The 26,213-nt window shown below is 39.5% G+C and carries 20 protein-coding genes and 1 pseudogene; 10 read left to right on the top strand and 11 right to left on the bottom strand.

Annotation, left to right across the window (positions count from 1 at the left end):
* The first annotated feature begins 35 nt into the window (after nt 1-35).
* The 4 genes from tsaE (at nt 36) to FK178_RS03620 (ending at nt 3,197) form a co-directional block, all read left to right on the top strand.
* Complete coding sequence (tsaE, locus tag FK178_RS03635) at nt 36-440, top strand: tRNA (adenosine(37)-N6)-threonylcarbamoyltransferase complex ATPase subunit type 1 TsaE (RefSeq protein ID WP_146831091.1); 405 nt, start codon at nt 36-38, stop codon at nt 438-440.
* Between the two features lie 360 nt (nt 441-800).
* Entirely contained in the window at nt 801-1,406 is a 606-nt protein-coding gene (locus FK178_RS03630; RefSeq protein ID WP_146831090.1) for a hypothetical protein, read from the top strand.
* Between the two features lie 147 nt (nt 1,407-1,553).
* Nucleotides 1,554-2,753, top strand: coding sequence for an alanine dehydrogenase (locus FK178_RS03625; protein WP_146831089.1), 1,200 nt, complete (start codon nt 1,554-1,556; stop codon nt 2,751-2,753).
* Between the two features lie 69 nt (nt 2,754-2,822).
* Entirely contained in the window at nt 2,823-3,197 is a 375-nt protein-coding gene (locus FK178_RS03620) for a DUF4258 domain-containing protein (RefSeq protein ID WP_146831088.1), read from the top strand.
* Nucleotides 3,198-3,278: 81 nt separating this feature from the next.
* On the opposite strand, the pseudogene bcp reads toward FK178_RS03620, so the two are convergent.
* Nucleotides 3,279-3,727 (bottom strand): annotated as a pseudogene (gene bcp, locus FK178_RS03615) (thioredoxin-dependent thiol peroxidase).
* 31 nt (nt 3,728-3,758) lie between these two features.
* Between bcp and FK178_RS03610 the strand changes: the two are divergent.
* Entirely contained in the window at nt 3,759-4,439 is a 681-nt protein-coding gene (locus FK178_RS03610) for an endonuclease III domain-containing protein (RefSeq protein ID WP_146831086.1), read from the top strand.
* Between the two features lie 250 nt (nt 4,440-4,689).
* Here the strand turns inward: FK178_RS03610 and FK178_RS03605 are convergent, their stop codons facing one another.
* Nucleotides 4,690-5,274, bottom strand: a complete 585-nt coding sequence (locus tag FK178_RS03605) for an RNA polymerase sigma factor (protein ID WP_146831084.1) — start codon at nt 5,272-5,274, stop codon at nt 4,690-4,692.
* A gap of 239 nt (nt 5,275-5,513) precedes the next feature.
* Here FK178_RS03605 and uvrA point away from each other — a divergent pair, with 239 nt between their 5' ends.
* Together uvrA and FK178_RS03595 are read left to right on the top strand one after the other, a co-directional pair.
* Complete coding sequence (uvrA, locus tag FK178_RS03600; RefSeq protein WP_146831082.1) at nt 5,514-8,303, top strand: excinuclease ABC subunit UvrA; 2,790 nt, start codon at nt 5,514-5,516, stop codon at nt 8,301-8,303.
* Nucleotides 8,304-8,435: 132 nt separating this feature from the next.
* Nucleotides 8,436-9,692: a hypothetical protein gene (locus FK178_RS03595; protein WP_146831079.1), complete on the top strand. Its 1,257-nt coding sequence runs from the start codon at nt 8,436-8,438 to the stop codon at nt 9,690-9,692.
* Between the two features lie 92 nt (nt 9,693-9,784).
* Here FK178_RS03595 and FK178_RS03590 read toward each other — a convergent pair whose 3' ends face one another.
* From FK178_RS03590 to FK178_RS03575, 4 genes are read right to left on the bottom strand one after another with little or no spacing between them, the layout of a single operon-like run.
* Entirely contained in the window at nt 9,785-11,242 is a 1,458-nt protein-coding gene (locus FK178_RS03590) for a lipopolysaccharide biosynthesis protein (RefSeq protein WP_146831077.1), read from the bottom strand.
* A gap of 3 nt (nt 11,243-11,245) precedes the next feature.
* The gene (locus FK178_RS03585; protein ID WP_146831075.1) at nt 11,246-12,526 is read right to left on the bottom strand and encodes a glycosyltransferase family protein; all 1,281 of its coding nucleotides are present in this window, start codon (nt 12,524-12,526) and stop codon (nt 11,246-11,248) included.
* Between the two features lie 21 nt (nt 12,527-12,547).
* Complete coding sequence (locus FK178_RS03580) at nt 12,548-14,965, bottom strand: hypothetical protein (protein ID WP_146831073.1); 2,418 nt, start codon at nt 14,963-14,965, stop codon at nt 12,548-12,550.
* A gap of 26 nt (nt 14,966-14,991) precedes the next feature.
* Entirely contained in the window at nt 14,992-15,264 is a 273-nt protein-coding gene (locus FK178_RS03575; RefSeq protein WP_146831071.1) for a DUF4834 domain-containing protein, read from the bottom strand.
* A gap of 107 nt (nt 15,265-15,371) precedes the next feature.
* On the opposite strand from FK178_RS03575, the gene FK178_RS03570 reads away from it, so the two are divergent.
* A complete protein-coding gene (locus FK178_RS03570; protein WP_146831069.1) occupies nt 15,372-16,340 on the top strand; it encodes a transporter in 969 nt (322 codons plus the stop codon).
* A gap of 53 nt (nt 16,341-16,393) precedes the next feature.
* Here the strand turns inward: FK178_RS03570 and FK178_RS03565 are convergent, their stop codons facing one another.
* The 3 genes from FK178_RS03565 to FK178_RS03555 all read right to left on the bottom strand — a co-directional run bounded on the left by FK178_RS03565 (nt 16,394) and on the right by FK178_RS03555 (nt 21,000).
* Complete coding sequence (locus FK178_RS03565) at nt 16,394-17,653, bottom strand: aminotransferase class I/II-fold pyridoxal phosphate-dependent enzyme (RefSeq protein WP_146831067.1); 1,260 nt, start codon at nt 17,651-17,653, stop codon at nt 16,394-16,396.
* Between the two features lie 145 nt (nt 17,654-17,798).
* Nucleotides 17,799-18,839, bottom strand: coding sequence for a PLP-dependent cysteine synthase family protein (locus FK178_RS03560; protein WP_146831065.1), 1,041 nt, complete (start codon nt 18,837-18,839; stop codon nt 17,799-17,801).
* Nucleotides 18,840-18,939: 100 nt separating this feature from the next.
* Nucleotides 18,940-21,000: a S9 family peptidase gene (locus FK178_RS03555; RefSeq protein WP_205677210.1), complete on the bottom strand. Its 2,061-nt coding sequence runs from the start codon at nt 20,998-21,000 to the stop codon at nt 18,940-18,942.
* Nucleotides 21,001-21,125: 125 nt separating this feature from the next.
* Here FK178_RS03555 and FK178_RS03550 point away from each other — a divergent pair, with 125 nt between their 5' ends.
* Entirely contained in the window at nt 21,126-21,449 is a 324-nt protein-coding gene (locus FK178_RS03550) for a YbaB/EbfC family nucleoid-associated protein (protein ID WP_146831061.1), read from the top strand.
* Between the two features lie 70 nt (nt 21,450-21,519).
* Here FK178_RS03550 and FK178_RS03545 read toward each other — a convergent pair whose 3' ends face one another.
* Both FK178_RS03545 and FK178_RS03540 read right to left on the bottom strand, forming a co-directional pair.
* Nucleotides 21,520-22,554 carry a threonine aldolase family protein gene (locus FK178_RS03545; RefSeq protein WP_146831059.1) on the bottom strand — a complete coding sequence of 345 codons (1,035 nt, stop codon included), beginning with the start codon at nt 22,552-22,554 and terminating at the stop codon, nt 21,520-21,522.
* Between the two features lie 36 nt (nt 22,555-22,590).
* The gene (locus FK178_RS03540; protein WP_146831057.1) at nt 22,591-24,987 is read right to left on the bottom strand and encodes a zinc-dependent metalloprotease; all 2,397 of its coding nucleotides are present in this window, start codon (nt 24,985-24,987) and stop codon (nt 22,591-22,593) included.
* Between the two features lie 97 nt (nt 24,988-25,084).
* Here FK178_RS03540 and prfB point away from each other — a divergent pair.
* A protein-coding gene (gene prfB / locus FK178_RS03535; protein ID WP_146831055.1) for a peptide chain release factor 2 occupies nt 25,085-26,183 on the top strand; the annotation gives its coding sequence in 2 pieces (ribosomal slippage) (nt 25,085-25,147 and nt 25,149-26,183; 1,098 coding nt in all).
* Nucleotides 26,184-26,213 lie beyond the last annotated feature (30 nt).

Raw genomic sequence — 26,213 nt, 5'->3', positions numbered from 1 at the left:
CATATATTTACAGCGCCTTATAATCTAAATTTTGAATGAGCTTAACCTACGAGCTGTCAGAAATTGATAGTATAGCTATGCAATTACTTTCCAAAGTAAAAAGCAAAACGCTATTATTTTACGGGGAGATGGGGGCCGGTAAGACCACCCTCATCAAAGCGCTTGTTAAAGCGCTTGGCGCACCAGATCTGGTGTCCAGCCCTACTTTCTCGCTGGTTAACGAATATCAAACAAGCCAGGGCAGGATCTTCCATTTTGATTTTTACAGAATAGAAGATGAAGCCGAGGCTCTGGACATGGGCATTGAGGATTATCTCAATACTCAGGACTGGAAATTGATAGAGTGGCCTCAAAAAATTGAAAGACTTTTAGATCAGGACGTGCAAAAACTGGAAGTTTCCGTGCTGGAAAACGGACTCAGAAAGTTAAAGTTTTGTTAAAGAGTTAAAAAAGCTGCGTGAAAGCGGCGCGAAAGCAATTGTAAGAAAAACAGTACATTTTTTGCCTATGTGAAAGGTGGGTTTTTAATTTTTTCGTTTTTCAACGAAAATTGATGATTTTAAGCTTATTTTTGGAAAGTAAAATTCCATTAAATACGGCCATTTTATGCCCTGAAAAAGCGTGCAAAGGTACGATTAAAGTAGTAAGAATAAGCATTTTATATTTGTATAGGTTTGTTTCAGAAATCAAACGAAACAATCATATTTAAACCCTATACATTATGAAAATTAAAGCTATTTTATTCGCCGCTGCTATCTTTGGAGCAACTTTTTTTGTAACTTCAAGTACAACTAACGAGAATGAAAACAAAATCGAAAAGCAAGCTGTTGACAAAACAACCATCAGGATTCCTGCTGCTGGGTAGTGTTATTGCTTTTTTTATAGCATTTTCACCTTATATATTTTACCTATATGAAATTTTCCCAGATGGTCCCGTCTGGGAAAATTCTTTTTTTACATACGAAAGTAAGTATTATTTAAATGTTACCACGGCAATGTGGATGTATTTTGGTAAAATAACTCCACTTTTACTACTTTTAATCTGGTTCTTTACATGTAAGCATTGGTGGTATCACGCTATTTTGGTTCCGATTACCATGTATAGTTATCAATTGATTGTAGCTTTTTATGAGGACGCCTACATGGAACCAACAAGATTTTTAGACGCAGATCAACTCATTTATTTAGCACCTTTCTTTATTGTCATTTTGAGTATAGTCTATCTTGTTCGTACTCAAATCTTTGACCGAATATACGGAATTGATCTAAGCGAATTGAACGAAACTGACGTATCTGTATTTTCTACCGGTCTTTCCTCTAAAGATGAAACCGAACTTGAACAGTTTCGCCAGGAAGATCTCGCCTATGCCAACGAACCTGCTGAAGACTATTACCGTAAACTTTAAGGCCACTTAACCCTAAAAATTTGAAGAAGGTATACCCCACAATCCTTTAAAGGGAAATTAAAAAGGTGAAGGAAACTCATTATGTACATATTCCTATTATAAATGGATAAAAAATGTTGTAATTTAGTTTGTTAACAACCAATCAGCATGACCGGCCAATCATCTCCATTTACCAAAGAACAATTGTTACCCCAGGAAGAAACTCTGGAAATTTATAAGAACAAAGGGCAGCTGTTTATAGGTATTCCCAAAGAAACCGCCTACCAGGAAAAAAGAGTTTGCTTATCACCTGATGCTGTTGCAGCTATAACCGCGCATGGCCACAGGATCATGATAGAAGCCGGCGCCGGGAAATGGGCAAGGTTCAGCGACCGGGATTATTCCAATGCAGGGGCTGAGATCACCAGTGATACAAAAAAGGTCTTCTCCTGCCCCACCATTCTCAAAATGGAACCACCCTCTATGGAGGAATTGGAGATGATCAATCCGCAAACAACTTTAATTTCGGCTTTACAATTAAAGACCCAATGCAAGGAGTATTTTCAAAAACTTGCAACCAAAAGGATCACTGCCCTGGCATTTGAGTTTATTCGTGATGATGACGGTACGTACCCTGCGGTTCGCGCACTAAGTGAAATTGCAGGAACAGCTTCTGTGCTTATCGCCTCTGAGATAATGAGCAATAATGCGGCAGGAAACGGATTAATGTTTGGTAATATAAGCGGGGTGCCACCCATTGAAGTTGTGATACTTGGAGCAGGTACTGTAGGCGAATTCGCAGCCCGAAGTTCGGTTGGTCTTGGCGCCAATGTAAAGGTTTTTGACAGTTCTCTTACCCGACTTAGAAACATACAAACCAACGTTGGCCGCACGCTATACACGTCTACCATTCAACCTAAAACCCTTGGGAAATCTCTGAAACGCTGCGATGTTCTTATAGGAGCTGTGCGTGGCAAAGACAGGTCCCCCGTTTTGGTGACCGATGATATGGTACAAACCATGAAACCGGGAGCGGTAATCATAGATGTAAGCATTGATATGGGAGGTTGTATAGAAACGAGCGAAATAACTACCCATGATAAGCCAATTTTTACAAAACATGGGGTTATACATTACTGTGTGCCCAATATCCCTTCCCGGTATGCCCGAACCTCTTCTATTTCTATAAGTAACATCTTTACACCATACCTGCTGCACATCGCAGAGGAAGGAGGAATAGAAAACACCCTGCGATTTGATAAAGGTTTGAGAAATGGGTTGTACTTTTACCACGGGATTCTAACCAACAAATCTATTGCCGACTGGTTTGACCTGTCTTACAGGGATATTAATTTGTTGATCTTTTAAAGAAACCCATTTAAATAAAGAATCAAGCCTACACCCCTCTTAAGGCGTGCAGGCTCTACAAAAAATATAATGAGATTACTACATAGATTTGCTTACTTCTCGGTTGGACTTATTATGGGAATTGTGATCCTGATGTTTTTTTTAAGTGGAAAAAGAACCTCCTGCGATTATTCCCCAAACGCGAGAACCCTGAAAAATATCAGGATAAAAGACCGTGTTTTTTCTGATGAATCCTATCGATTTTTTCAGTTCAACAATATTGACACAAGTAATGTTTCTGAAATTCTTGAAAATGGCAAAGTAAACTTCAGAAAAAGCAATACCAACAATGATCCCTGTAACATCTATTTTGTTGCGGGTGATGCCAATTCCAAAAAAATAGAACTCCAAATTGAAAATTGCGAAACTACCGCAACCATTCAACGGGTAAGCTTTTCAGAATAGAAATGGACACTTTTAAATAGAGGTAACCAGTATTTAATTTTACTTTTTACCTCTTTTACTCTTTTACTTTTTTACTTTTCACTAAAGTATTTGTGTAGTGTGTTCTTTCGTGTCCACCTTTCCAATTACCTCCTCAATAATTCCCTTTTCATCTATTATAAAAGTAGTGCGGTGTATCCCATCATACTCTTTTCCCATAAATTTTTTAGGTCCCCATACCCCAAAGGCATTTATAACGGTCCTGTCCTCATCTGCCAGCAAAGGGAAGGGTAACTTGTATTTATCCTTGAAATTTTGTTGCCTCTTTTTAGAATCGGCACTCACTCCTATTATCTCATAACCTTTTGATTCAAAAGAATTCCAGTTATCCCTTAGATTACAGGCCTGGGCGGTACACCCGGGAGTACTTGCTTTTGGGTAAAAGAAAAGCACCAGTTTTTTCCCAGTAAAGTCTGATAATTTTACAATATTGCCATCCTGGTCCTCTGCCTGAAAATCGGGGCCTTATCCCCTGCCTTTAATGTTGTCATATTTCCTATTTTTGCTTTAAATGTACGCATTATGAATAAAAAAGAAAAGGTACAGTTTGTTATAGACAGCCTTCAGAATATATATCCCAACGCTCTTATCCCTCTGGATCATAAAGATCCTTATACTTTATTGATCGCTGTATTACTATCGGCCCAAAGCACCGATGTTGGGGTAAATAAGATCACACCAATTTTATTTAAGAAAGCAGATAATCCCTATGATATGGTAAAATTAACTGTTGAAGAAATTAGGGATATAATTAGACCCGTGGGTTTGTCACCAATGAAAGCGAAAGGTATTCATGGCTTGTCAAAAATTCTTATAGAAAAATACAATGGGGAAGTTCCTGCAGATATTGATGCTCTTGAAACTTTACCGGCTGTAGGCCATAAAACTGCAAGTGTTGTAATGGCCCAGGCTTTTGATATTCCTTCTTTTCCTGTAGACACTCATATTCACCGGCTAATGTACCGCTGGGGTTTTACAAATGGAAAAAATGTAGTTCAAACTGAAAAGGATGCAAAAAAGATCTTTCCCAAAGACCTTTGGAACCGTCTTCATCTTCAAATAATTTGGTATGGCAGGCAATATTCCCCTGCCCGCGGCTGGGATCTGGATAAAGACATTATCACCAAAACTATTGGTAGAAAGAGTGTGATTAATGAATACCTCAAAAAACAGAAACCTGCAAAAAGTTCCAGATCAAAATAAACTATAACGTAAAAGACTCCGTAATTGCGGAGTCTTTTTAATTTCTAATTGAGAATGGTCTCAAATTGCATTTTCCTGTGTTCTGAAATATGCAGTGCTTTTGAATAATTCAAGAGAAACTGAAGGGTTTCTTTTTTAGGATTCAAATTTAATAATTTACCTTCTACTGAAGATTTAGTGTAAAGTTTCCCCATCGGATTAATTTATGATTCGTTTTTAAAATAACGCAATCCGGGGGTGATATTGTAGCTTAATTTGTTAAAATTAGGTTATGTTTCTCTATTATTTTCCGCAAATTTATTAAAGCATATCTCATACGGCCTAAGGCAGTATTAATGCTTACTCCCGTATTCTCAGATATCTCCTTAAAGCTCATATCTTTATATATACGCATGGTAAGAACTTCCAGTTGATCTTGTGGCAGTTCCTTAATAAGTTCCTGCACATCACATTCAATCTGGTCTTTAATAATTTGCTTTTCAATATTAAGATCTCCATCACACAAAACAGAAAAAATATTGAAATCCCCTTTATTTTCAAACATGGGCATTCTTTTGTTTTTCCTGAAATGATCAATAATAAGGTTATGTGCAATTCTCATTACCCAGGGAAGAAATTTTCCTTCTTCGTTATATTTACCACGTTTAAGGGTGTTAATTACCTTAATAAAGGTATCCTGAAAAATATCTTCGGCTACATCTTTATCAAAAACCTTGGAATAAATAAAACTGTAGATACGGCTCTGGTGCCGGGTGATCAAAGTAGAAAGTGAATGTTCATTTCCCTGTAAATACTCACGTACAAGCGAAGCATCAGTTGCCAGGTTTTTTTCCATAATAGTTACTTTTAAAGGTATTGTAGGGGATACCTGTAGGTTAGGTTATTAATTTAAAAAGTAACTTTATGCAATAGGCAATAGAATTTAAAAAGGTTCGTTGGAAAATCAAATATAGCAACATATTCTTTACATACGCAACTATAGGGCATTTTTTTTAACATTAGCTATAGAAATTCTTCACTTTTTACCCTGCCGGTTATTGAGTACCTTTGCTTCCTGTTTGTTAAAACCTTGCTATGAGTAAAGACCTTTCTGAAATAGACCCCAGAAAAAATATTATAATAAAAGGAGCTAAACTTCATAATTTAAAAAATATTGATGTTGTAATTCCACGGAATAAATTAGTGGTTATTACGGGCCTTTCGGGTTCCGGAAAATCCAGTCTTGCTTTTGATACCTTGTATGCCGAAGGCCAGCGAAGGTATGTGGAAAGCCTGTCATCATACGCCAGGCAGTTCCTTGGCAGACTAAATAAACCCAAAGTCGATTACATTAAAGGTATTGCGCCGGCTATTGCCATAGAGCAAAAAGTCAACTCCACCAATCCGCGTTCTACGGTTGGCACATCTACAGAGATCTATGATTATCTCAAATTGTTATTTGCCCGCATTGGCAAGACCTACTCCCCTGTTTCAGGCGGCGAGGTAAAAAAGGACACGGTTACAGATGTTGTGAATTATGTAAAATCTTATCCTGAAGGTGAAAAAATGCTTTTACTATCTCCCATTCATGTGGAAGATGGCCGTAGCCTGGAAGATAAACTAAAGGTGCTCCTGCAACAGGGATACAGTCGTATAAAAGTGAAGCAGGACGTTGTGCGTATTGATGAAACAGATCTTACTAAATTAAAGGAAAAGGATGTTTCCCTGGTTGTAGACAGGATCGTGGTCAAGGATGAAGAAGATTTTTATAACCGCCTGGCCGATGCTACCCAAACAGCATTCTTTGAAGGAAAGGGTGAACTTTTCCTGGAAACTCTTTCTGATAATAATAAAAGACAGTTTAGCAATAAATTTGAACTGGATGGAATCACTTTTCCTGAGCCGAATGTGCATTTGTTCAGTTTCAATAATCCGTACGGTGCCTGCCCGAAATGTGAAGGTTATGGAGACGTCATTGGGATTGATGAAGACCTGGTGATCCCTAATACGGGGCTATCAGTGTACGAAAATGCCATTTTCCCCTGGAGAGGAGAAAGTATGAGCTGGTACCGAGATCAACTGGTAAATAATTCGCATAAGTTCAATTTTCCCATTCACAAGCCTTATTTTGATCTTACAGATGCTCAAAAGGAACTTATCTGGAATGGAAATCAATATTTCGAAGGATTAAATTCCTTTTTCGAATTTCTTGAATCCAAAGCCTATAAGATCCAAAACCGGGTAATGTTATCACGATACCGGGGAAAGACCAGGTGTTCGCTTTGCAAAGGGAAACGCCTTAGACCGGAGGCTAATAATGTAAAAATTGGCGGGGCCACTATTACAGACCTGGTGGAAAAACCCCTGGAAAAAGTAAGGGCTTTTTTCCAGGAATTAACCTTAAACGAATATGATGCTCAAATCGCAAAACGACTACTGGCTGAAATAAACAACAGGCTGAAATTTTTGTCTAATGTAGGTCTTGATTATCTAACTCTGAACCGCAAATCCAACACCCTCTCCGGCGGAGAATCCCAGCGCATTAACCTGGCTACCTCTTTAGGAAGCAGCCTGGTGGGATCTATGTATATTCTCGATGAACCCTCCATTGGTTTGCATCCCCGCGACACACAAAATCTTATTGGAGTGCTGAAAAACCTACGGGACCTGGGAAATACTGTAATTGTTGTGGAGCACGATGAGGATATAATGAAAGCGGCAGATGAGATTATTGATATAGGGCCGGAAGCCGGTACCCACGGAGGAGAACATGTGGCCTCGGGTGATTACAACCAGATCCTGAAAGCGGGATCCTTAACGGCAAAATATTTAAATAACAGCATGCGCATAGAGGTGCCTTCAAAAAGAAGGACCTCCAAACAATTTGTTACCATTATTGGTGCCCGCGAAAACAATCTTAAGAACATAGATGTAACCTTCCCTCTGGGAATGTTTACCGCGGTTACAGGAGTTTCCGGAAGCGGAAAAAGTACACTTATAAAAAGGATTCTGTATCCGGCAATGCTCAAGGAAATTGGAGGCTACGGGGAAAAGGCCGGGCAATTCTCAAAAATTGAGGGAAATTTCAAGAGTATAACCTCTATAGAATTTGTAGACCAGAATCCAATAGGAAGGTCTTCCCGTTCTAATCCTGTAACTTATATAAAGGCTTATGATGATATCAGGAATCTTTTTGCGAACCAAAAACTTTCAGACATACGCGGATTTAAACCTAAACATTTCTCATTCAATGTAGATGGAGGTAGGTGCGACACTTGTAAAGGTGAAGGGGAAGTTACCATCGAGATGCAGTTCATGGCCGATGTTCACCTGGAATGCGATGTATGCAACGGGAAACGGTTTAAGAAGGAAGTTCTGGAAATTAAATTTGCCGATAAGAATATTGATGATATTCTAACAATGACAATAGATGAGGCGCTTGAGTTCTTTGAAACCAATGGTGAAAAAAAGATAACCACCAAATTAAAACCGCTGCAGGATGTTGGCCTGGGTTATGTACAACTGGGACAAAGTTCATCTACCCTTTCTGGCGGGGAAGCCCAACGTATAAAACTCGCGTCCTTTCTTGTAAAAGGGGTAACAAAAGATAAAGCCTTATTCATTTTTGATGAACCCACCACAGGGCTCCATTTTCACGATATTCAAAAACTTCTGAAATCCTTTAACGCATTAATTGAAAAAGGACATTCCCTGCTGGTGATTGAACATAATATGGATCTTGTAAAATGTGCGGACCATGTGATTGACTTGGGTATGGATGGCGGGGAAACCGGGGGATATCTTATAGCAGAAGGTACGCCGGAGCAGGTAGCTAAAAATAAGAAATCCTATACAGCGCCCTATTTAAAGGAAAAACTGGCTTAGAAATTATCCTGAAAATCTATATTATATGTTAGAAAGGAAGTAATAGCCTCTTTCCTAATTTTGGCACGTACTTTGTATTATTAAGGTAACGGCAAGTAAATGCCGATTTAATTAACACTAAAGTCCGCCCAAATGAAAAACATTACCCTTATACTCGCTTTGCTTTTTGTTGGAGTTACGGCCTCAGCAAATACCCCCGGCAGCGCCTTTGCGCCCTATAAATATGGAGAAGCCTTCATATTTGTGGAAGGAGGAGTTGAATTTGCGGTTTATCCTAATGGAGAATTTGATTTCCACTATAATCCCAGATTTATTAATACTTCCATTGTACATATCCCGAATCCCGGAAGAAACATTAGCTACAATGCAGGATATAACTATGATGCATTTGTACAATATGATGATTTTGGGGCTGTGATCCAGATAGAAAACGTACCTGTGTATTATGACTTCTACGGAAGATTGATCCAGGCCGGTGATGTAGTAATTAGATATGATAATCAAGGTAGAATTGCACGGGTTGGTGGAATGAGCATTCGCTATAACAGGTTCAATCAGCCAATTCGTTATGTAGGAATAATCAACCATTACAACACCCGGTATGTATACCGGCCATGGCACCAATATTATATGAGGCCACATATGAATTACCGTGTGGTTTATTATGAGCCTTACAGAGCATTTTATGAGCCCGTGAGAATGAATTACTTTCAGTATAATACATTCTATCAAAACAACAATTACTATTATAACAAATCAAATTTCTATCGTCCCGGGCAGCAGGTTGCTTCCTATAATTATGGTAGAAGAACCACGCAGGAAAGAGATGTTACTCCGGCGGTAAGGTCATCAGAAAATGTGAGCAGGACCAGTACTCCGGTTAATACAGATAAAGCCGTTGTACGTAACAATAATACGCTTTCAAGAACTGCTGAAGATAATTCTTCATACAGTCAGGAGCTTACAAGGCTACGTTCTATGGAGCAACATGAAGCTGCTGTAAGAGCTCAGAGAGGTAGTGTGAATAATACAGGCGTGAATACCAATAACACTTCGGTACAAACCAGAGGCGCGGTAACTACAAATCAAAGCAGAACTACTACAGTAGATCCTGTACAAACCAGGAGTAGTGCTGCTAATACCACTGCCACCCCTATTCAAACAAGAACGGTAGAGCGACCTCAGGCGGTTACCCGTAGTTCGGTTCCACGTGCCCAAAGCACAGAAGTAAGAAACAGTGTGCCGGCAGAAAGAAGTGCAAGCATGCGAGGTTCAACAAATAATCCTACCGCTGTTAATACGCGGTCACAGAATACCCCGGTTTCAAGGGCTGTAAAACCTACAGTACGTGAAACATCAGGAACTGTAAGAAGTTCCGGAAGAGGATAAACTTTTTTATTTTAATTTTTTGGTTGGTTAGTTAGGAAATCCCTACAGATTGTATCGCAAGATCATCTTAGGGGTTTCCGCTTTTATAGGGGTTAGAATCTTTTGGTGTATTTGGATATTAAGAGATTTACATCCTGTGAAAAATTGAATTTATAAGCAATCCCTATATATACAAGGCTAACCAAAAGCGACTTTAGAAGAATGTTTATGATGGGATGAAAAGTAAATTCCCAGTAATAAAACCCGGCGGTAAGAACCCCGGTAACTATTAAAATGAATCCCGTTTTTAAGGTAAAGGGATGCATTTTAAACTTCTGGAGCACAATATAGATCTTAGAAGTGTTATAAATAAAAAACGCCAGAAAAGTAGCTATGGCAGCTCCCATTATTCCAAATTGCGGGATAAAGATCATATTAAAAATAAAAGCCAAAATGGCCAGGACCACTCCTACTCCCAGCACCAGCCGGTAATAATCTGAATTAAACAGGATACTGTTATTATTCCCCAGCATATTATCATAAAGTTTCACAAGTGAGATCAACAGCACAATGGCGGTACTTATTTGATATTCTTCAGGAATAAGGGCATATAATTGATTTAGGTTTACAATTATCAAAATGAAAATAATCGCGCTTATTACCAGCAGGCCTAAAGAGCTTCTTTTATAGAGGTCCTCCAGCCCTGTTTTATCTTTTTCATTGAGCATATTTGCCGTAAGTGGGTGTACAATTTGATGCATAGCCTTTTGAGGCACCGAGATAACTGTTGCGATATAAACAGCAATCCCGTAAACAGCTACATTTTCTATGGGCATGTAATGTTCTATCATTACTTTATCCAGATCCAGCAAGATCATAGCGACAGAACCGGCTATTAATATAAGGGCTGAATATCTTAGCACTGTATTTATATTGGCGGGAAAGTGCAAACTGAATTTAGGGATATAAAGGGAAAAAGCGTAGAACATTAAGACAAGGGCTCTAAACACAAATACAGCCGCCATCAGGTAAATAAACTGCTCGACATTTATAAGAGCAAAATAAACCCCGAAAAGCAGGATGGTGATACAAATCCTGTGAAATACCTCCTTCATGAAATTTCCAAAAACACTCTGGAAATTTATCTTACACCAGGCAAAGAAAATTTCAAAATATGCAGTAGCTATGGCTATCACATATATGAGCCAAATATAAGGCTGCACCAATTCATTACCTGCATCAAAATATTCCAGAAGATAACTGTAACTAAAATAACCTGTAATTCCCAGGATCAAGGATACACCTAAAGGAAGTACGAGGATAAGGTTAAGAAGTTTATCCCTGTCCTGTTTTGTTTTATAGGAGGTATAGAATTTTACTAAGGTATTATGCACTCCAAAGGCCATGAGGGGCCATATAAGATTTGCTGCGGAAAGCAGGAAACTCACCAACCCATAATACTCTTTTTCCAGAAAATATGTAAATAAGAACAATGTATTAACCGCGCCTATCCCAAATCCCAGATAGGTAGTGACCATATTTTTGAAAGACTGATGAAATATTACTCCCATTCCTTAATGTTTCAAAAGATCTGCTAATTTCCCCGTAAGGGATCTGCGGCTGTATTTTTCAATATTCTTTGATTCCGAGCTTAAAAGATCCTGCTTATATAATTTATAATAGGCCATTATTCTGTACTTCAACTCATCTTTAGCGCTGTAATTAAAAAAGTTCCCGGATCCGGTTTCATATAAGATCCTTTCAACATCCCATTTCTCAGGCCCTAACGCAAGAATAGGCCTCTTTGAAGCCAGGTATTCAAATAATTTTCCAGGGATAATTCCCCTTGTCTCCACGCTGTCAATTTCAATAAGCAATAAAACCTGAGCCCTGTTTTGGAGCATTAAAGCTTCCCGGTGAGCCACATATCCAATTTGGTCAAGGTTCTTTTCAAGCCCGGAATTTTTTATTGAGTCAAGGACTTCTTCGCTCACTGCACCAACAAGTTTCAATCGCAGGTCATTTGCAAAATCTGGATTTTCTTCTACAAGTTCATGCAAAACATTCCAAAGGTTTTGTGGATTTCGGCCGGAAAGCAAGGATCCAATGTGTGAGATGGTAAAAGTTTTATCCAATACCTGTGATGTAGGCCTATCAATATCAAACCCGTTTGTAATCACAGTTATTGGAACCCTGGTTATTAATTCAAATTCCGCTTTTGTGGTAAAACTGGTGGTAATGATATGTGAGGCTTTCTGAAGTACTTCTGCCTCTAATTGAATATGTTTGGCTTCAGAAGTTTCTGAAAGTTTTAATTTCTTATGATACCCAATACCCGTCCATGGGTCCCTAAAATCTGCTATCCATTTCACCTGAAGTTTTTCTTTAAGTGAAAGCCCTATAAGATGCACACTATGAGGAGGTCCCGTAGTAATAATGGTATCTGTTTTATGCTGTTTTATATATTCAGATAAATATTTTACTGAAGGTTTTATCCAGAATTTCCTGGCATCCGGGATAAAGAAATTGCCCCTGATATAAAGTAACAGTTTTTGTAAAAAACCCTGTTTATTATCATCCTTTATAATGCCTGAACTTATAGCGCTGGTCTGTTTTTTTGAAAATATTTTAGCCAGGAAATAGGGTTCAAAGATCCTTTGTTTTAAGATCTCAATACCATTTGGAACCTCATTTTCAAGAGAATCGTCCTTTATTGGATAATCCGGGTTGGAAGGAATATAAACAACGGGTTCTATTTGAAAATCCCTTAAATATTTCACGAATTTTAACCAGCGCTGTACTCCCGGCCCACCTGCCGGTGGCCAGTAATATGTGATTATAAGGACTTTTTTCATAGATACGGGAGGTAGATCTATCTATTCTTTGTGCTTAAAGGTATAGAAAATTCCGCCCAATAAAAGGATGCCAAGCAATATTGAACTCATAAGTGCAATATTGCTTCCCTTTTTAATAACCTCCGGCTTAAATCTAAAGGTAATTTCATTTTCCCCCGCCGGAACTTTCATAGCCCGCAACACATAATTAGCAGGAAAGTGTGTGCTTTCTTCGCCATTGATCAAAACAGTCCATCCATGAGGATAGTACATTTCAGAAAAAACGGCAAGCCCTTCTTTCGATGTTTTTGACCTGTACACCAATTCATTGGGTTTATGACTTAAAAGTTCTATGCTTGCTGTAGTATCGGTAAGAATGTTTTGCCCTATCAGGTTTTGGTGTTCTTTATTAACTACCGCTGTCCTGGAAAGATCAACTTCGGCAAGGCCGGTTATTTCTTCATTAGCAGTTGTTACCCATTTAACATTATTTACAAACCAGGCATTTCCAAATGCTTCGGGATTTTGCTGTGGCTGCACCCCTTCTTCCGTAGGAATAATAAAATACTTTACGTTAAGCATATTTAGGACTCCCATATTATTTTTTGAAATGTAGAAATCATAAAGATCCTGCATCCTTCCCGGTTTGGCTGCATGGTACCCTCCTACTGAATTATGAAAATAGGAAGTTCTCCCGGTATTAAAAGGGCTTTCTGCAAGATCCAGCACCCTGTAATGCCCTTTATCCTGAAGAATCGCAGCATCTGCCGGAGTTTGAGGAAAAGGCTGGCTCATTTGGCGGGATGCCACAAAATCCTCGTTGTTTACATACCTTCTGTTTACCACCACAAGATCTGCAAGTATTAAAATTACAAATCCGGCAATTACAATGTTTTTTGAGGCTTTTTGCTTTAGATACATCCAGATGAGAATAGCCGAAAGCAGTACAAAGATGAGGGATCTAATAGTATCTGAAGTGAAAATAGCCTTTCGGTCCTCTTTCACCGCCCTTACAAATTCGGCACCTATTTGCTGCAGGTACACCGCATCACTCCCACCACTAAAACTGAATAAAACCGATTTTAAAAGTAAAAATACCAGGGCAACTCCACCCGTAATAAGGGTTGCCCATTTTAATGCGTGATATTTCTCCTCGGGTTTTTCAAAGTTATTGAACAGGCGGTATAAACCAAAAACAGCAAATGCGGGAACGCAGAGTTCAATGATCACCTGTATGGAAGATACCGCGCGAAATTTGCTGTAAAGTGGGACATAATTAATAAAGAATTCGGTTAAGAATGAGAAGTTTTTGCCCCAGGAAAGCAGGAGTGCCAGTATGCTTGCACTCACTATCCACCATTTAAGTCGGCCTTTTACCAGGAACAGCGCGAATACAAAAAGAAATAATACGCTCGCTCCTATATATGCTGGCGCTCCCACAAAGGGTTGCTTGCCCCAGTAGGTGGGTGCATTTTGGGCAAAATCCCGTGCCTGCATGGGCGAGGCTCCCATTTGTATCAATTGCGCATACATTGCAGAGCGGTCGTCAAGCTTTTCACTACTTGAGCCGCCCATGAATCTTGGAATGAACAAATTAAAAGATTCAAGTATACCGTAACTGTATTCGGTGATATAGTCATAAGTAAGCCCTTCTGAAGCTTTTGGAGCTCCATCTGCGCTTATAGTAAGTCCTGTATTGCCTCTTGTACTGAAATTGGCATATTCCTGCGTTGCCATTAAATTGGTAGCATTTACTCCTACCGCAAGGATCACAGCCCCCAGCATAACCCCAAGAGATTTAAAATAATGAGGCAGCATTTTTTTCCTGTAGGCATCAACCAAATAAGCAATACCTACAACAATGACCAGTAATAAAAGGTAATAGGTCATCTGGAAGTGATTGGCCCCTATTTCAAGGGCCATAGCAATTGCCAGCAGTAAAAAACCGCCTATGTACCTCCCCCTGAAGCACAGAAGGATCCCTGCAAGTACCATAGGCATATAAGCTATGGCATGGGCCTTTGCGTTATGGCCTACTCCTAAAATAATTATTAAATATGTAGAAAAACCAAAGGCGACCGCTCCCAGAAAAGCCAGTTTATAATCAAGCTTCAGAACGAGTAATAATATATAGAACCCCAGGAAATAAAGGAATAAATAATCTGCAGGACGTGGAAGGAACCGCAGGAGGGAATCTAATTTTTTAATATAATTATGGGGATAATATGCTCCCAACTGATAAGTAGGCATACCGCCAAAAGCAGCATCTGTCCAATAAGGCTCTTCTCCCGTGCTGGCCCTGAAATCATTTTGCTGCTTGGCCATCCCAATATACTGAACAATATCGCTCTGGAAAATCTCTTTTCCCTGCAACACGGGATTAAAATAAGCGAGTGAAAGAATTACAAAACCAAGGAAAACTAAGATATGGGGAAGAAAACTTTTTAAAGACCTAATCATTCTAAATTGTTTAGCAGGCCCGAAAATTAATCAATTTCTTCGTAATCGATATACTCTCCCACATTTTTGTTGGAACCCCGCCCTTTCTTTGGTTTTTTATCTATAACCACATCACCTTTTTTATTTGCTGCAGGATTTGGTGGTTGATTGAATTGCTGCTGGACTTTATTTCCTATTTTATTTAAAAAGTATTTAAGGATCCTGGGACCAAACCACTTAATAAATATTTTGAACCCAAAATAAAAAAGAAGAATTATTAAAATGGTCTTTACAATACTTTCAAATGAAGCTGTATGCATGTTTCATCAGTTTTGGCAAATTTACTATTCTGCAAAGACAATTTAATATTTAGCATCTAAAAAATTAATTAAAACTTCTATATTTGGCGGTATTAAACCTTTCCGAGATGCGATATTTCACCACTAAAATCCTCTTTGTATTTTTCATTGTTTTCAACCTTACCTCCGTACAGGCACAATATACAGAGACTATTAATTCCAACCGTCCCGGTGCTTCACAGGGGGCATTCTCTGTTGGAAAAAGGGTTTATCAATTTGAGGGTGGTGCATATTTTGGAAATGATTATCACGCCTTAAGAAAAAGTGACACAGATATTTGGGGAACAGATTATTCCCTGCGCGTAGGCTTATTATTTGAAGCTCTGGAAATAAACCTTACCGGTGCCTTTCAGGCCGAAACCACCATCATTCCTATTGGAGGCAGGGATACAGAATTTAAAAGAAGTAATTTTAGATCTAATACCCTTGGGGTTAAATATATGATCTTTGATCCTTTTGTTAGTATAGAGCCGGATAAACCAAACCTGTATAGCTGGAAAGCCAATCAACGGTTTAAATGGAAAACCCTTATTCCCGCAGTAGCAGTTTATGGAGGGTTAAATTTTTCACTGGGTGACAATCCTTATTTATATCCCGGAGAATCTGCTTATTCACCAAAATTTGCACTTATCACACAGCACAACTGGACCGGAAGCTGGGTGTTGGTGACCAATATTATTGCTGATAAAATTTCTGATAACAACCCAACTTTTGCAGGAATTTTCACCCTTACCCACGCCTTTACTCCTAAATTCGCCGGATTCCTTGAATATCAGTCAATTTTAAGCAATATATATGCCGATGACCTTGCACGTACCGGCGTGGCTCTTCTTATAGGAGATCATCTGCAATTTGACGTTTCGGGACTTATTAACTTCAAGAATACGCCAGATCGTTGGCAGGTGGCAGCAGGATTTTCTTACCGCATTGACAGGCATAAGGATGATGAATTCCTTCAGGAGTCTGAAGAAGGTGACTACAGGAGGTTACGTTCTAAAAATTTAGAACAACAGAAACCGGTAGAAAATGAACAATAAAAAAGATCTGCTTTAGGGCAGATCTTTTTTTATAGTATATAAATCAGGATTTTCTATTCTCCGTGCGAAGCAGCTACCGCTGCTGATAGTCTCTTATAAGTCCCATTCTCGAGCCTTTCTCTTATTTCTGAAAAAGCTACAAGGGTTTCTTCAATATCTTCCATAGTATGAGTGGCGGTTGGAATCATTCGAAGAAGGATCAACCCTTTTGGAATCACAGGGTAAACCACTATTGAACAGAATACTCCGTGGTTCTCTCTTAGATCATGAACCAGTGCCATTGCTTCCGGGATACTACCCTGAAGGTAAACCGGGGTAACACAGCTTTGTGTAGTTCCAATATCAAAACCGCGTTCTTTAAGTCCGCTTTGAAGAGCATTAACGTTTTCCCACAATTTGTTTTTCAATTCGGGCATGGTCCTCAACATATCAAGACGCTTAAGGGCACCCACAACCAATTGGGATTGTAAAGATTTGGCAAACATTTGAGATCTCAGGTTATATTTTAAATAATCCATGATCTCCTTGTCCCCGGCAATAAAAGCTCCGGTACTTGCAAGAGATTTGGCAAATGTTGCAAAGTAAACATCAATCTCATCCTGCACTCCCTGCTCTTCTCCGGCACCTGCACCGGTTGCCCCAAGGGTACCAAAACCATGCGCATCATCTACAAAGAACCTGAAGTTATATTTCTTCTTTAATTCAACAATCTCTTTAAGTTTTCCCTGCTCCCCACGCATTCCAAAAACACCTTCAGAAATCAAAAGAATACCTCCACCGGTTTGCTCACAAATTTTTGTAGCACGTTGAAGGTTCTTTTCGATACTTTCCATATCGTTGTGCTTATAGGTAAAGCGCTGTCCTAAATGAAGTCTCACTCCATCTATGATACAGGCATGCGCATCCACATCATAAACAATAACATCAGATTTTGATACCAGCGCATCTATGGTTGATACCATTCCCTGATACCCAAAATTCAATAAATAGGCAGCCTGTTTATGCACAAAGGAAGCAAGTTCATCCTGTAATTTTTCGTGAAGATCTGTATGACCACTCATCATTCGGGCTCCCATTGGATATGCTGAACCAAATTCTGCAGCCGCCTCAGCATCTACTTTTCTTACTTCGGGATGATTGGCAAGGCCCAGGTAGTCATTTATACTCCAGGTTATTACTTCCTTTCCCCGAAATTTCATTCTGTTTGATATTGGGCCTTCCAGTTTTGGAAACACAAAATATCCTTCGGCCTGCTGAGCCCACTTTCCTAAAGGGCCTTTATCCTTGTAAATTTTATCAAATAAATCTCTCATAGATCCTTTTCTTTAAGCTGCAAAAGTAATTAAATACAATTCAATTTTACAATTTAATATGTGTATGTCTCCACCACTCTATATAAAAAAGCATCCTTTTTAAAGGATGCTTAAAAAGTTATATGGAGTTGTAATTTTTCATAATTTATTTAATGAATTCAATGCCCAGACTTTCCTCCTGATGCTCACTATCAAAGAATCCCTGCTCTGCCATCCACTTATCATTAAATACTTTGCTCATATATCTCGAGCCATGATCGGGGAATATAATCACCACCTGGCTGTTGCTATCAAACTCTCCCAGTTCCTGAAGCTGCTTCACACCCTGCATGGCGGCGCCACTAGTATAACCAACAAAAAGACCTTCGGTTTTTGCCAGTTCTCTTGTGGTGTGTGCGCTCTCCTCATCGGTAACTTTGATGAACTTATCTATAACATCAAAATCTGTCGCCGTTGGAATCAGGTTTTTTCCTAAACCTTCTATTCTGTAAGGGTAGATTTCTGCTGTATCAAACTCCCGGGTTTCGTGATATTTTTTAAGCACGGAACCAAAAGCATCTATTCCAATAACCTTAAGCGACGGATTTTTTTCTTTCAGGAATCTTGCAGTACCGGAAATTGTTCCTCCCGTCCCACTACAGGCGATAAGATGTGTGATCTTTCCTTCAGTTTGCGCCCAAATTTCGGGGCCTGTTGATTTATAATGAGCATCGGTATTGAGCTCGTTGAAATATTGGTTTATATATACAGAACCTTTGGTTTCCTCATGAAGCCTTTTAGCTACCATATAATAAGACCGGGGATCATCTGCAGAAACATGTGCCGGGCAAACATATACTTTAGCTCCCATGGTTTTTAACATGTCGATCTTATCTGGAGAAGATTTTGAACTCACCGCAAGAATACATTCATAGCCTTTGATTATGCTCACCATCGCTATACTAAATCCAGTATTACCAGATGTGGTTTCTATAATTGTATCGCCGGGTTTTAAAATCCCCTTACGCTCGGCTTCCTCAATAATATATAAAGCAATACGATCTTTGGTGGAATGGCCGGGGTTGAAAGCTTCAACTTTGGCGTAATAATCACCTTCAAAAGTTTCGGTGATCCGGTTTAAATGTATTAGGGGGGTCTTCCCTATCAATTGCAATACATTGTCAAAAACCTGTATGTCTTCTTTCATATTGGAAGTTTTTTTGCAATCATGGCTTTGTTAAAAGTTGCCCTAAAAGTTAAAACAATCTTAATAAGAAAACCGGTCAAAGTTAAGGGAAATTTTTTAATTATCCTTTAATTCCTTCAAGATCCAGTAAAAATGCATATTCTTCCGCTACTTCCTTTAGGGCTTCAAACCTTCCGGAAGCTCCTCCATGCCCGGCCTCCATATTGGTATGCAATAACAGGAGATTATCATCTGTCTTCATTTCCCTTAATTTGGCGACCCATTTAGCCGGTTCCCAATACTGCACCTGTGAATCATGCAAGCCTGTTGTAACCAGCATATTTGGATAATCCTGGGCTTTTACATTATCATAAGGGGAATAGGTAAGCATATAATCAAAATATTCCCGGTCATTTGGATTTCCCCATTCATCGTATTCCCCTGTGGTGAGTGGTATAGTATCATCAAGCATGGTAGTGACTACATCTACAAAAGGAACCGCGGCGATTACCCCATTATATAATTGAGGGGCCATATTCACTACTACACCCATTAACAATCCTCCGGCGGAACCGCCCATGGCGTATAAATGTTTTTCTGATGTATATTTTTGACTTATCAAATATTTTGAAACATCAATAAAATCTGTAAATGTATTTCTCTTATTGAGCAGCTTTCCATCCTCATACCATTTCCTTCCCAAATACTCCCCACCTCTAATATGTGCAATGGCATAAATAAATCCACGGTCAAGAAGGCTTAACCTCGCACTTGAAAAGTAAGGATCAATAGTAGAGCCATAAGACCCGTAAGCGTATTGCAACAAAGGGTTTGTACCATCCTTCTTAATTCCCTTATGATATATAAGAGAAACCGGAATTTTTGTACCATCTTCTGCGGTGGCCCAAATCCTTTCAGTTATATAATTATTCTTGTCAAATTTACCTCCAAGGACTTCCTGCTCTTTTAAGATGAGCTTTTCCCTGGTATCCATATTAAAATCTACTACAGATGTTGGGGTGTTCAACGAGTTATAAGTATACCTTAGGATAGAAGTTTCAAAATCGGGATTAATACTGGTATATGCGGTATAGGTTTCATTATCAAAAGGCAGGTAATAATATTCCCCGCTATCCCATCTCGTGATTTTGATCTTGTTAAGACCGTTATGCCGTTCGCTTATTACAAGGTAATTTTTAAAAATATCAATGTCTTCAAGTAAATAATCATCCCGGTGAGGGATCACTTCAACCCAATGCTCCATGGAGGTATGGTCCACATGGGTTTTCATTAATTTAAAATTGGTGGCCCCATCTTTATTGGTTAGGATATAAAAGGCATCTTCATAATGACTTATTCCATATTCCAGGCCACGCTGGCGGGCGGTGAAGACCTTGAAATCCCCCTCGGGATGATCTGCATCCAAAATACGGTACTCACTGGTGAGTGTACTATGGGAACCAATTATAAGGTATTTTTTTGATTTTGATTTATAAATATAGGTATTAAAGGTTTCATCCTTTTCCTCAAACACCAATTGATCAAGGGAAGGATCTGTTCCTAAAATGTGTTTATAGATTTGATTAGAGCGTAATGTTTGTTCGTCCTTTTTAGTATAGAAAAGGGTTTTATTGTCATTTGCCCAGGTAGAGCCACCCGTGGTTGTAAGGATCTTTACAGGAAGGATCTCACCGGTTTCGAGGTTCTTAATTTGTATAGTATATTTTCTACGACTAAGCGTATCAACCCCAAATGCAACCAGCTTATTATCGGGGCTTACATTAAGCCCTCCCAGGCTGTAATATTCAAAACCCTCAGCCATTTCGTTTACATTGAACATGATCTCTTCAGGCGCGTCGAGGGATTCTTTCTTTCGGGAATAAATTGGATAATCCTTTCCGGTTTCAAACCTTGTAAGATACCAGTAACCGTTCAACTTATAAGGAACTGAAGAATCATCTTCCTTGATCCTTTTTTTCATCTCCTTAAATAATTGCTCCTGCAGTCCTTTGGTATGAGCGGTCATTTTCTCATTGTAATCATTCTCACTATTTAAATAGTTAATTACATTGGGATTTTCCCTGTCGTTCATCCAGTAGTAATCATCTACCCGAACAATGTCGTGAGCAGGTAATTTTTTGGGTAATTTTTCTGCCTGAGGAGGAAAAGTTGGATTTTTCAATTCAATGGTATTTTAAGCTGCAAAGGTAAAGTTTCCAAAGAAATTAAATAATAGTGTTTTCATTATTAACCAGATATTTGAGTAAATTACTAAATTTGGAGTCACTTAATTAAAATTTAGAAAGTATGTTTGGAGATATGATGGGTATGATGAATAAGCTCAAGGAAACCCAGGAAAAGGTAGAAGCTACAAAAGAAAGGCTTAAAACGGTTTTGATAGACGAACAATCAAGTGACGGATTGTTAAAAGTAACTATCACGGCTGCACGTGAGATCAAAAATATTTCGGTTTCACAGGAGTTGATGGAAGACAAGGAGCAATTGGAAGATTATCTGGTCCTCACTCTTAATAAAGCAATTACAAGGGCCACCGAGATCAATGAAAACGAACTTGCAGCGGTTGCCAAAGATGGAATGCCGGACATCCCGGGTCTTGATATGTTTAAATAACATATCCTATTAGGGCAAAACATTAAAAAACCTCACCGGAAATGGTGAGGTTTTTTATTTGGGTCTCAACTTAGGATTTGAGACTAATATTGCCCAGCACATCTATAAACCGCAAATGCATTTCTTCTGTATAATCCAGGTGGGTTACTATTCGTAATTTTCCCTGTCCCATATTGCTTATTCTTATATTTTCCTCCTGTAATCTGGCCATAAATTCTTTTTCGGTAGAAGGATCCTTCAGGTAAAAGATTATAATATTGGTTTCAACTGGCTCCACCTCTCCAATATAGGATTGTTGTTTAAGAATACCTCCAATCTCCTTTGCACGGCGGTGATCCTCTTCCAGTCGTTGCACATTATTGTCCAATGCAAAAATGCCTGCTGCGGCCATAAAACCTACCTGCCTCATTCCTCCCCCCAACACCTTGCGCACGCGAATGGCATTCTTCATAAGGTCCTTTTTTCCAATAAGAACACTTCCCATTGGCGTGCCCAATCCTTTGGAAAGACAAATAGAAATAGTGTCAAAGATCTTCCCATATTCCTTTGGATCTTCATTTTTAGCCACCAACGCGTTAAAAAGCCTGGCGCCGTCAAGATGTAATCCCAAATTGTGCTTGTTGCATACTTCCCGTATCTTTTTCATTTCATCAATGTCATAACAAGCCCCACCACCTTTATTGGTAGTATTTTCAAGGCACACCAAAGTGGTAAGCGGGCTGTGATAAAAATCGGGCGGATTGATATTTTCCTCCACCTGCTGTGCGGTGATCATTCCACGGTGACCATCAACCAGTTTACAGGAAACCCCGCTGTTAAAGGAAACCCCACCGCCTTCATAATTATAGACATGTGCCCATTTGTCGCAAATAAGCTGCTCGGCCGGTTGGGTATGTAATTTTATTCCAGCCTGGTTCGCCATACTTCCCGTGGGGAAAAAAAGGGCTTCATCCATTCCAAACATCCTTGCAAGCTTTTCTTCAAGCGCATTCACCGTAGGATCTTCTTTGTAGACATCATCTCCAACTTCAGCAGTTAAAATAGCCTGTAACATTTCCTTCGTAGGCCTTGTTACAGTATCACTTCTTAGATCTATTTCTTTCATAATTCAATTAATATAATATTCAAATTCAGCTATTTCTTAATTCCCAATGGGGGCGCCATCGGGGATTGGGGGTGCTACGGGCAGGGCTTTAAAAGCAGAAGGATCTTCTAAAAATTGTTTTATTTCTAAAAGATATAACTGGTGCATCGCTGCATTAGTTTTACTGTTTTTATTCAGCCAATTTTCCAGGTCGCTTATCTGCCCCATCATTTCTGCTTTTACCCCGGGAGTCGCATCTTTGTGCACCGCAAGGTTCATCATATGCTGTAGCGTATTGTAATTTATTACGTTTTGCACCTCCTGCAAATAAGCATCTTTATGCTCCAGTTTAAAAGTACCTGCTACCAGCTTATCTACCATTCCTTTTAACCCGGAAAATTTTTTATCTACAACGTTTTGCTGCACCAGCCTAGCTGCCCTTTCAGGATGTAATAAAAGTGCCAGGCTCATATCACTTGCGGTGCCAGGTGCGCCAAGTGCATCAAAGGCTACGCCCGTATTGCTCTTAAATGATTCCCGGGATCTGGCAAAACCAAATGCCCGTGGGGGGAAAAGGTTTAGTTTACCGGCTGGAATTGCGATTGTTCTTGCATCAAGGGTTTTAAGAATTGCCTGGAGCGCTTTATTCTGTTCAGCAGCTTCAATAGGTGTAACTACTACCTGGTTGCCGCCCTTCACGGCATAGTTATAATCCAGCCCCCCAATTCTTTTTACAGCAGCCTCGGTTTGATAACGGTGAAAGAAATATAAGGGAACAAATACATCTTCTAAAACTGAGTATGCCTCCCCTGTACGAATATTATCTACCGAAAAATTCGAGATCGCCAATTCCCGGACCTTAAGGATCCTCTCCAGTTCCTCTGTTGCATTTTTACTGTTATCCCATAAATGCGCATTTCCATGAGCGCCCCCGGTAGCACGGGCGTCATAATCGCTAATAAACTGGAGGCCTTGTGCATCTGCCTCAGCCAATACAGTATTTAAAAATTGTTTCTCGGAAGTATTTCCGGGCACCTCCCCATAGGAATACTTTACTGTGAACATGTCCCAGGGCCCCAGGCCAGTATCATATGCATTCTTAAAAGCGATCTCACCATCTATTATTTCTACTTTAGGGTGTGGATAATCCATTACCGAGGCGTTCTCATTGGTGCTGGCAGCAAAATTATGGGCAAACCCCAGTGTATGGCCAACTTCGTGGGCAGAGAGCTGCCGGATCCTTGCAAGGGCCAACTCCATCAATTCTGCATGATTGTCATCTCTTTCAGCAAAAGGTTTATTCATGAGTGACTGGGCTATCATGAAATCCTGCCGTATCCTCAAACTTCCAAGGCTTACATGGCCTTTTATGATCTCTCCCGTGCGGGGATCTGTAACACTTGCTCCATAACTCCAGCCCCGGGTAGAACGGTGAACCCACTGGATCACATTATATCTTACATCAAGTGGATCTGCATCTTCAGGAAGTATTTCAACTTTGTAGGCATCTTTGTATCCAATAGCTTCAAAGCCCTTAGCCCACCATCTGGCCCCATCGAGCAGCGCTGAACGAATGGGTTCGGGAGTACCTGGATCCAGGTAATAGATTATAGGCTCCACGCCTTCGCTCACTGAAGCGGCAGGGTCTTTTTTTGAAAGTCTGTGCCGGGTAATAAATCTTTTTTCAATAGGTTCAAAAACGGGTGTAGAATAATCCAGATAAGAAATTGAAATAGCCCCGCTCCTGGGATCAAATTCTCTTTTTTGATACTTATCATCGGGTAACTTTACAAACGAATGATGTTGGATAACCGTTAAGTTACGGGAGTTTGGCAGCACACTTCGCAAAGTGGAGCTTTTAGCTTCTCCCTCGAGTGTAAGCAAGGCCTCAAATTCTACATTTTGAGGAAAAGCTTTTGTACGGTTAAGGGCCAGTGCACTTTTTGTTTTATTGATCTTAAAGGTTCCATGATTTCCACGTTCAAGCCGCCCTCCCACTCCATGGGCATCTTCCATTAAAAAGGGAGTAAGATCTATAATATATGATCCGTTTTTTTCTTCTTTGATCTCAAATCCATAAAGCACAGACCTTGCAAAGGCTTCTTCTACACTCCTTCTTTCAAGCGGGTTAGTAGTTACGGCCCTGTATTTTAAATTGGGCTGCACCAACAATAATTTTTTACCGGCTTTTTCAAATTTAACCACTGCTTCATTTCCAAGTTGCCCGCGGTCAAGGCCAATATCATTGGAACCAACACCGGTGGTAAGGGAGTTTACATAGAGAAATTCAGTATCCAGATCTTTGACCTCCAGATAAATTTCATCATCTTTTTCAGAATAATAGAAATTAAAATATCCTTCAAAACTTTTTAAATTTTCTTTCTTTTCAAGGAACTGCGCATGGGCTGAAACAATCACACTGAAGAACAATGAGATAGCTGTAAGTAATTTCATGTGGAGGATTATTAGGAAAGCTAAAACTATAAAATATTTGTAAAATAGTTTTCTTTAAGTGGGTTTAATTCTATTTTTACCCAAATTAAAAACACATATGATCAATTCAGAACATATAAAGGATCTTAAGGATCGCCTGGTAGCGTTAAGGAGGTATCTTTGACGTTGATGCCAAACAAATAGAAATCTCCAATTTAGAAGAAAAAACATATTCTCCGGATTTTTGGGACAACCCTAAAAAAGCCGAAGAGCTGATGCGCGAGATTAATTCAGAAAAAAAATGGGTAGATCAATACTTTAAGGCCGAATCCCTTGTAGAAGACCTGGAAGTGATCTATGAATTTTATAAGGAAAAGGAGGCCACGGCAGATGATGTGGAGTCCAGAAATAAACTTGCAGTAGACCTCATTGAGGAAATGGAGTTCAAGAACATGCTATCAGAAGAAGGAGACAGCCTGAGCGCCGTACTCCAGATCACTGCCGGAGCAGGCGGTACTGAAAGTTGTGACTGGGCAGAGATGTTGATGCGAATGTATCTTAGGTGGGCAGAATCAAGGGGTTTCACAGTAAAAGAACTGAATTTTCAGGCCGGGGAAGTTGCCGGTATCAAAACCGTTACTATTGAGATCGAAGGGGAATATGCTTTTGGGTGGTTAAAAGGTGAGAACGGGGTACACCGTTTGGTAAGAATTTCCCCATTTGACAGTAATGCAAAACGCCATACCTCTTTTGCTTCGGTGTATGTATATCCCCTGGTTGATGATTCCATTGAGATAGAGATCAACCCGGCCGATATTTCCTGGGAGACCATGCGTTCTTCGGGTGCCGGTGGACAAAATGTGAACAAGGTTGAAACGGCGGTGCGATTGCGGCACGCCCCCAGCGGTATTGTTGTGGAAAATTCAGAAACACGCTCACAACTGGATAATAAGACCAAGGCCATGCAATTGTTAAAGAGCCAGTTATACGAGATCGAGCTGCAAAAGCAACAGGCCCAGCGACGGGAGATCGAAGATTCTAAAATGAAGATAGAATGGGGATCCCAAATAAGAAATTATGTAATGCACCCTTATAAGTTAATTAAAGATGTGCGAACTGCTGAAGAAACCGGAAATGTAGAAGCTGTGATGGACGGGGATATAAATCGTTTTTTAAAAGCATATCTCATGATGATGGGACAAAGGAATGATGATTGATAGATGAAACTAAACTTTTTAAATTGAAAA

The sequence above is a fragment of the Antarcticibacterium arcticum genome, from assembly GCF_007993795.1.
Taxonomy (GTDB): domain Bacteria; phylum Bacteroidota; class Bacteroidia; order Flavobacteriales; family Flavobacteriaceae; genus Gillisia; species Gillisia arctica.
The sequence above is the reverse complement of the archived record's forward strand: the minus strand, read 5'-3'. Positions and strand labels throughout refer to the sequence as shown.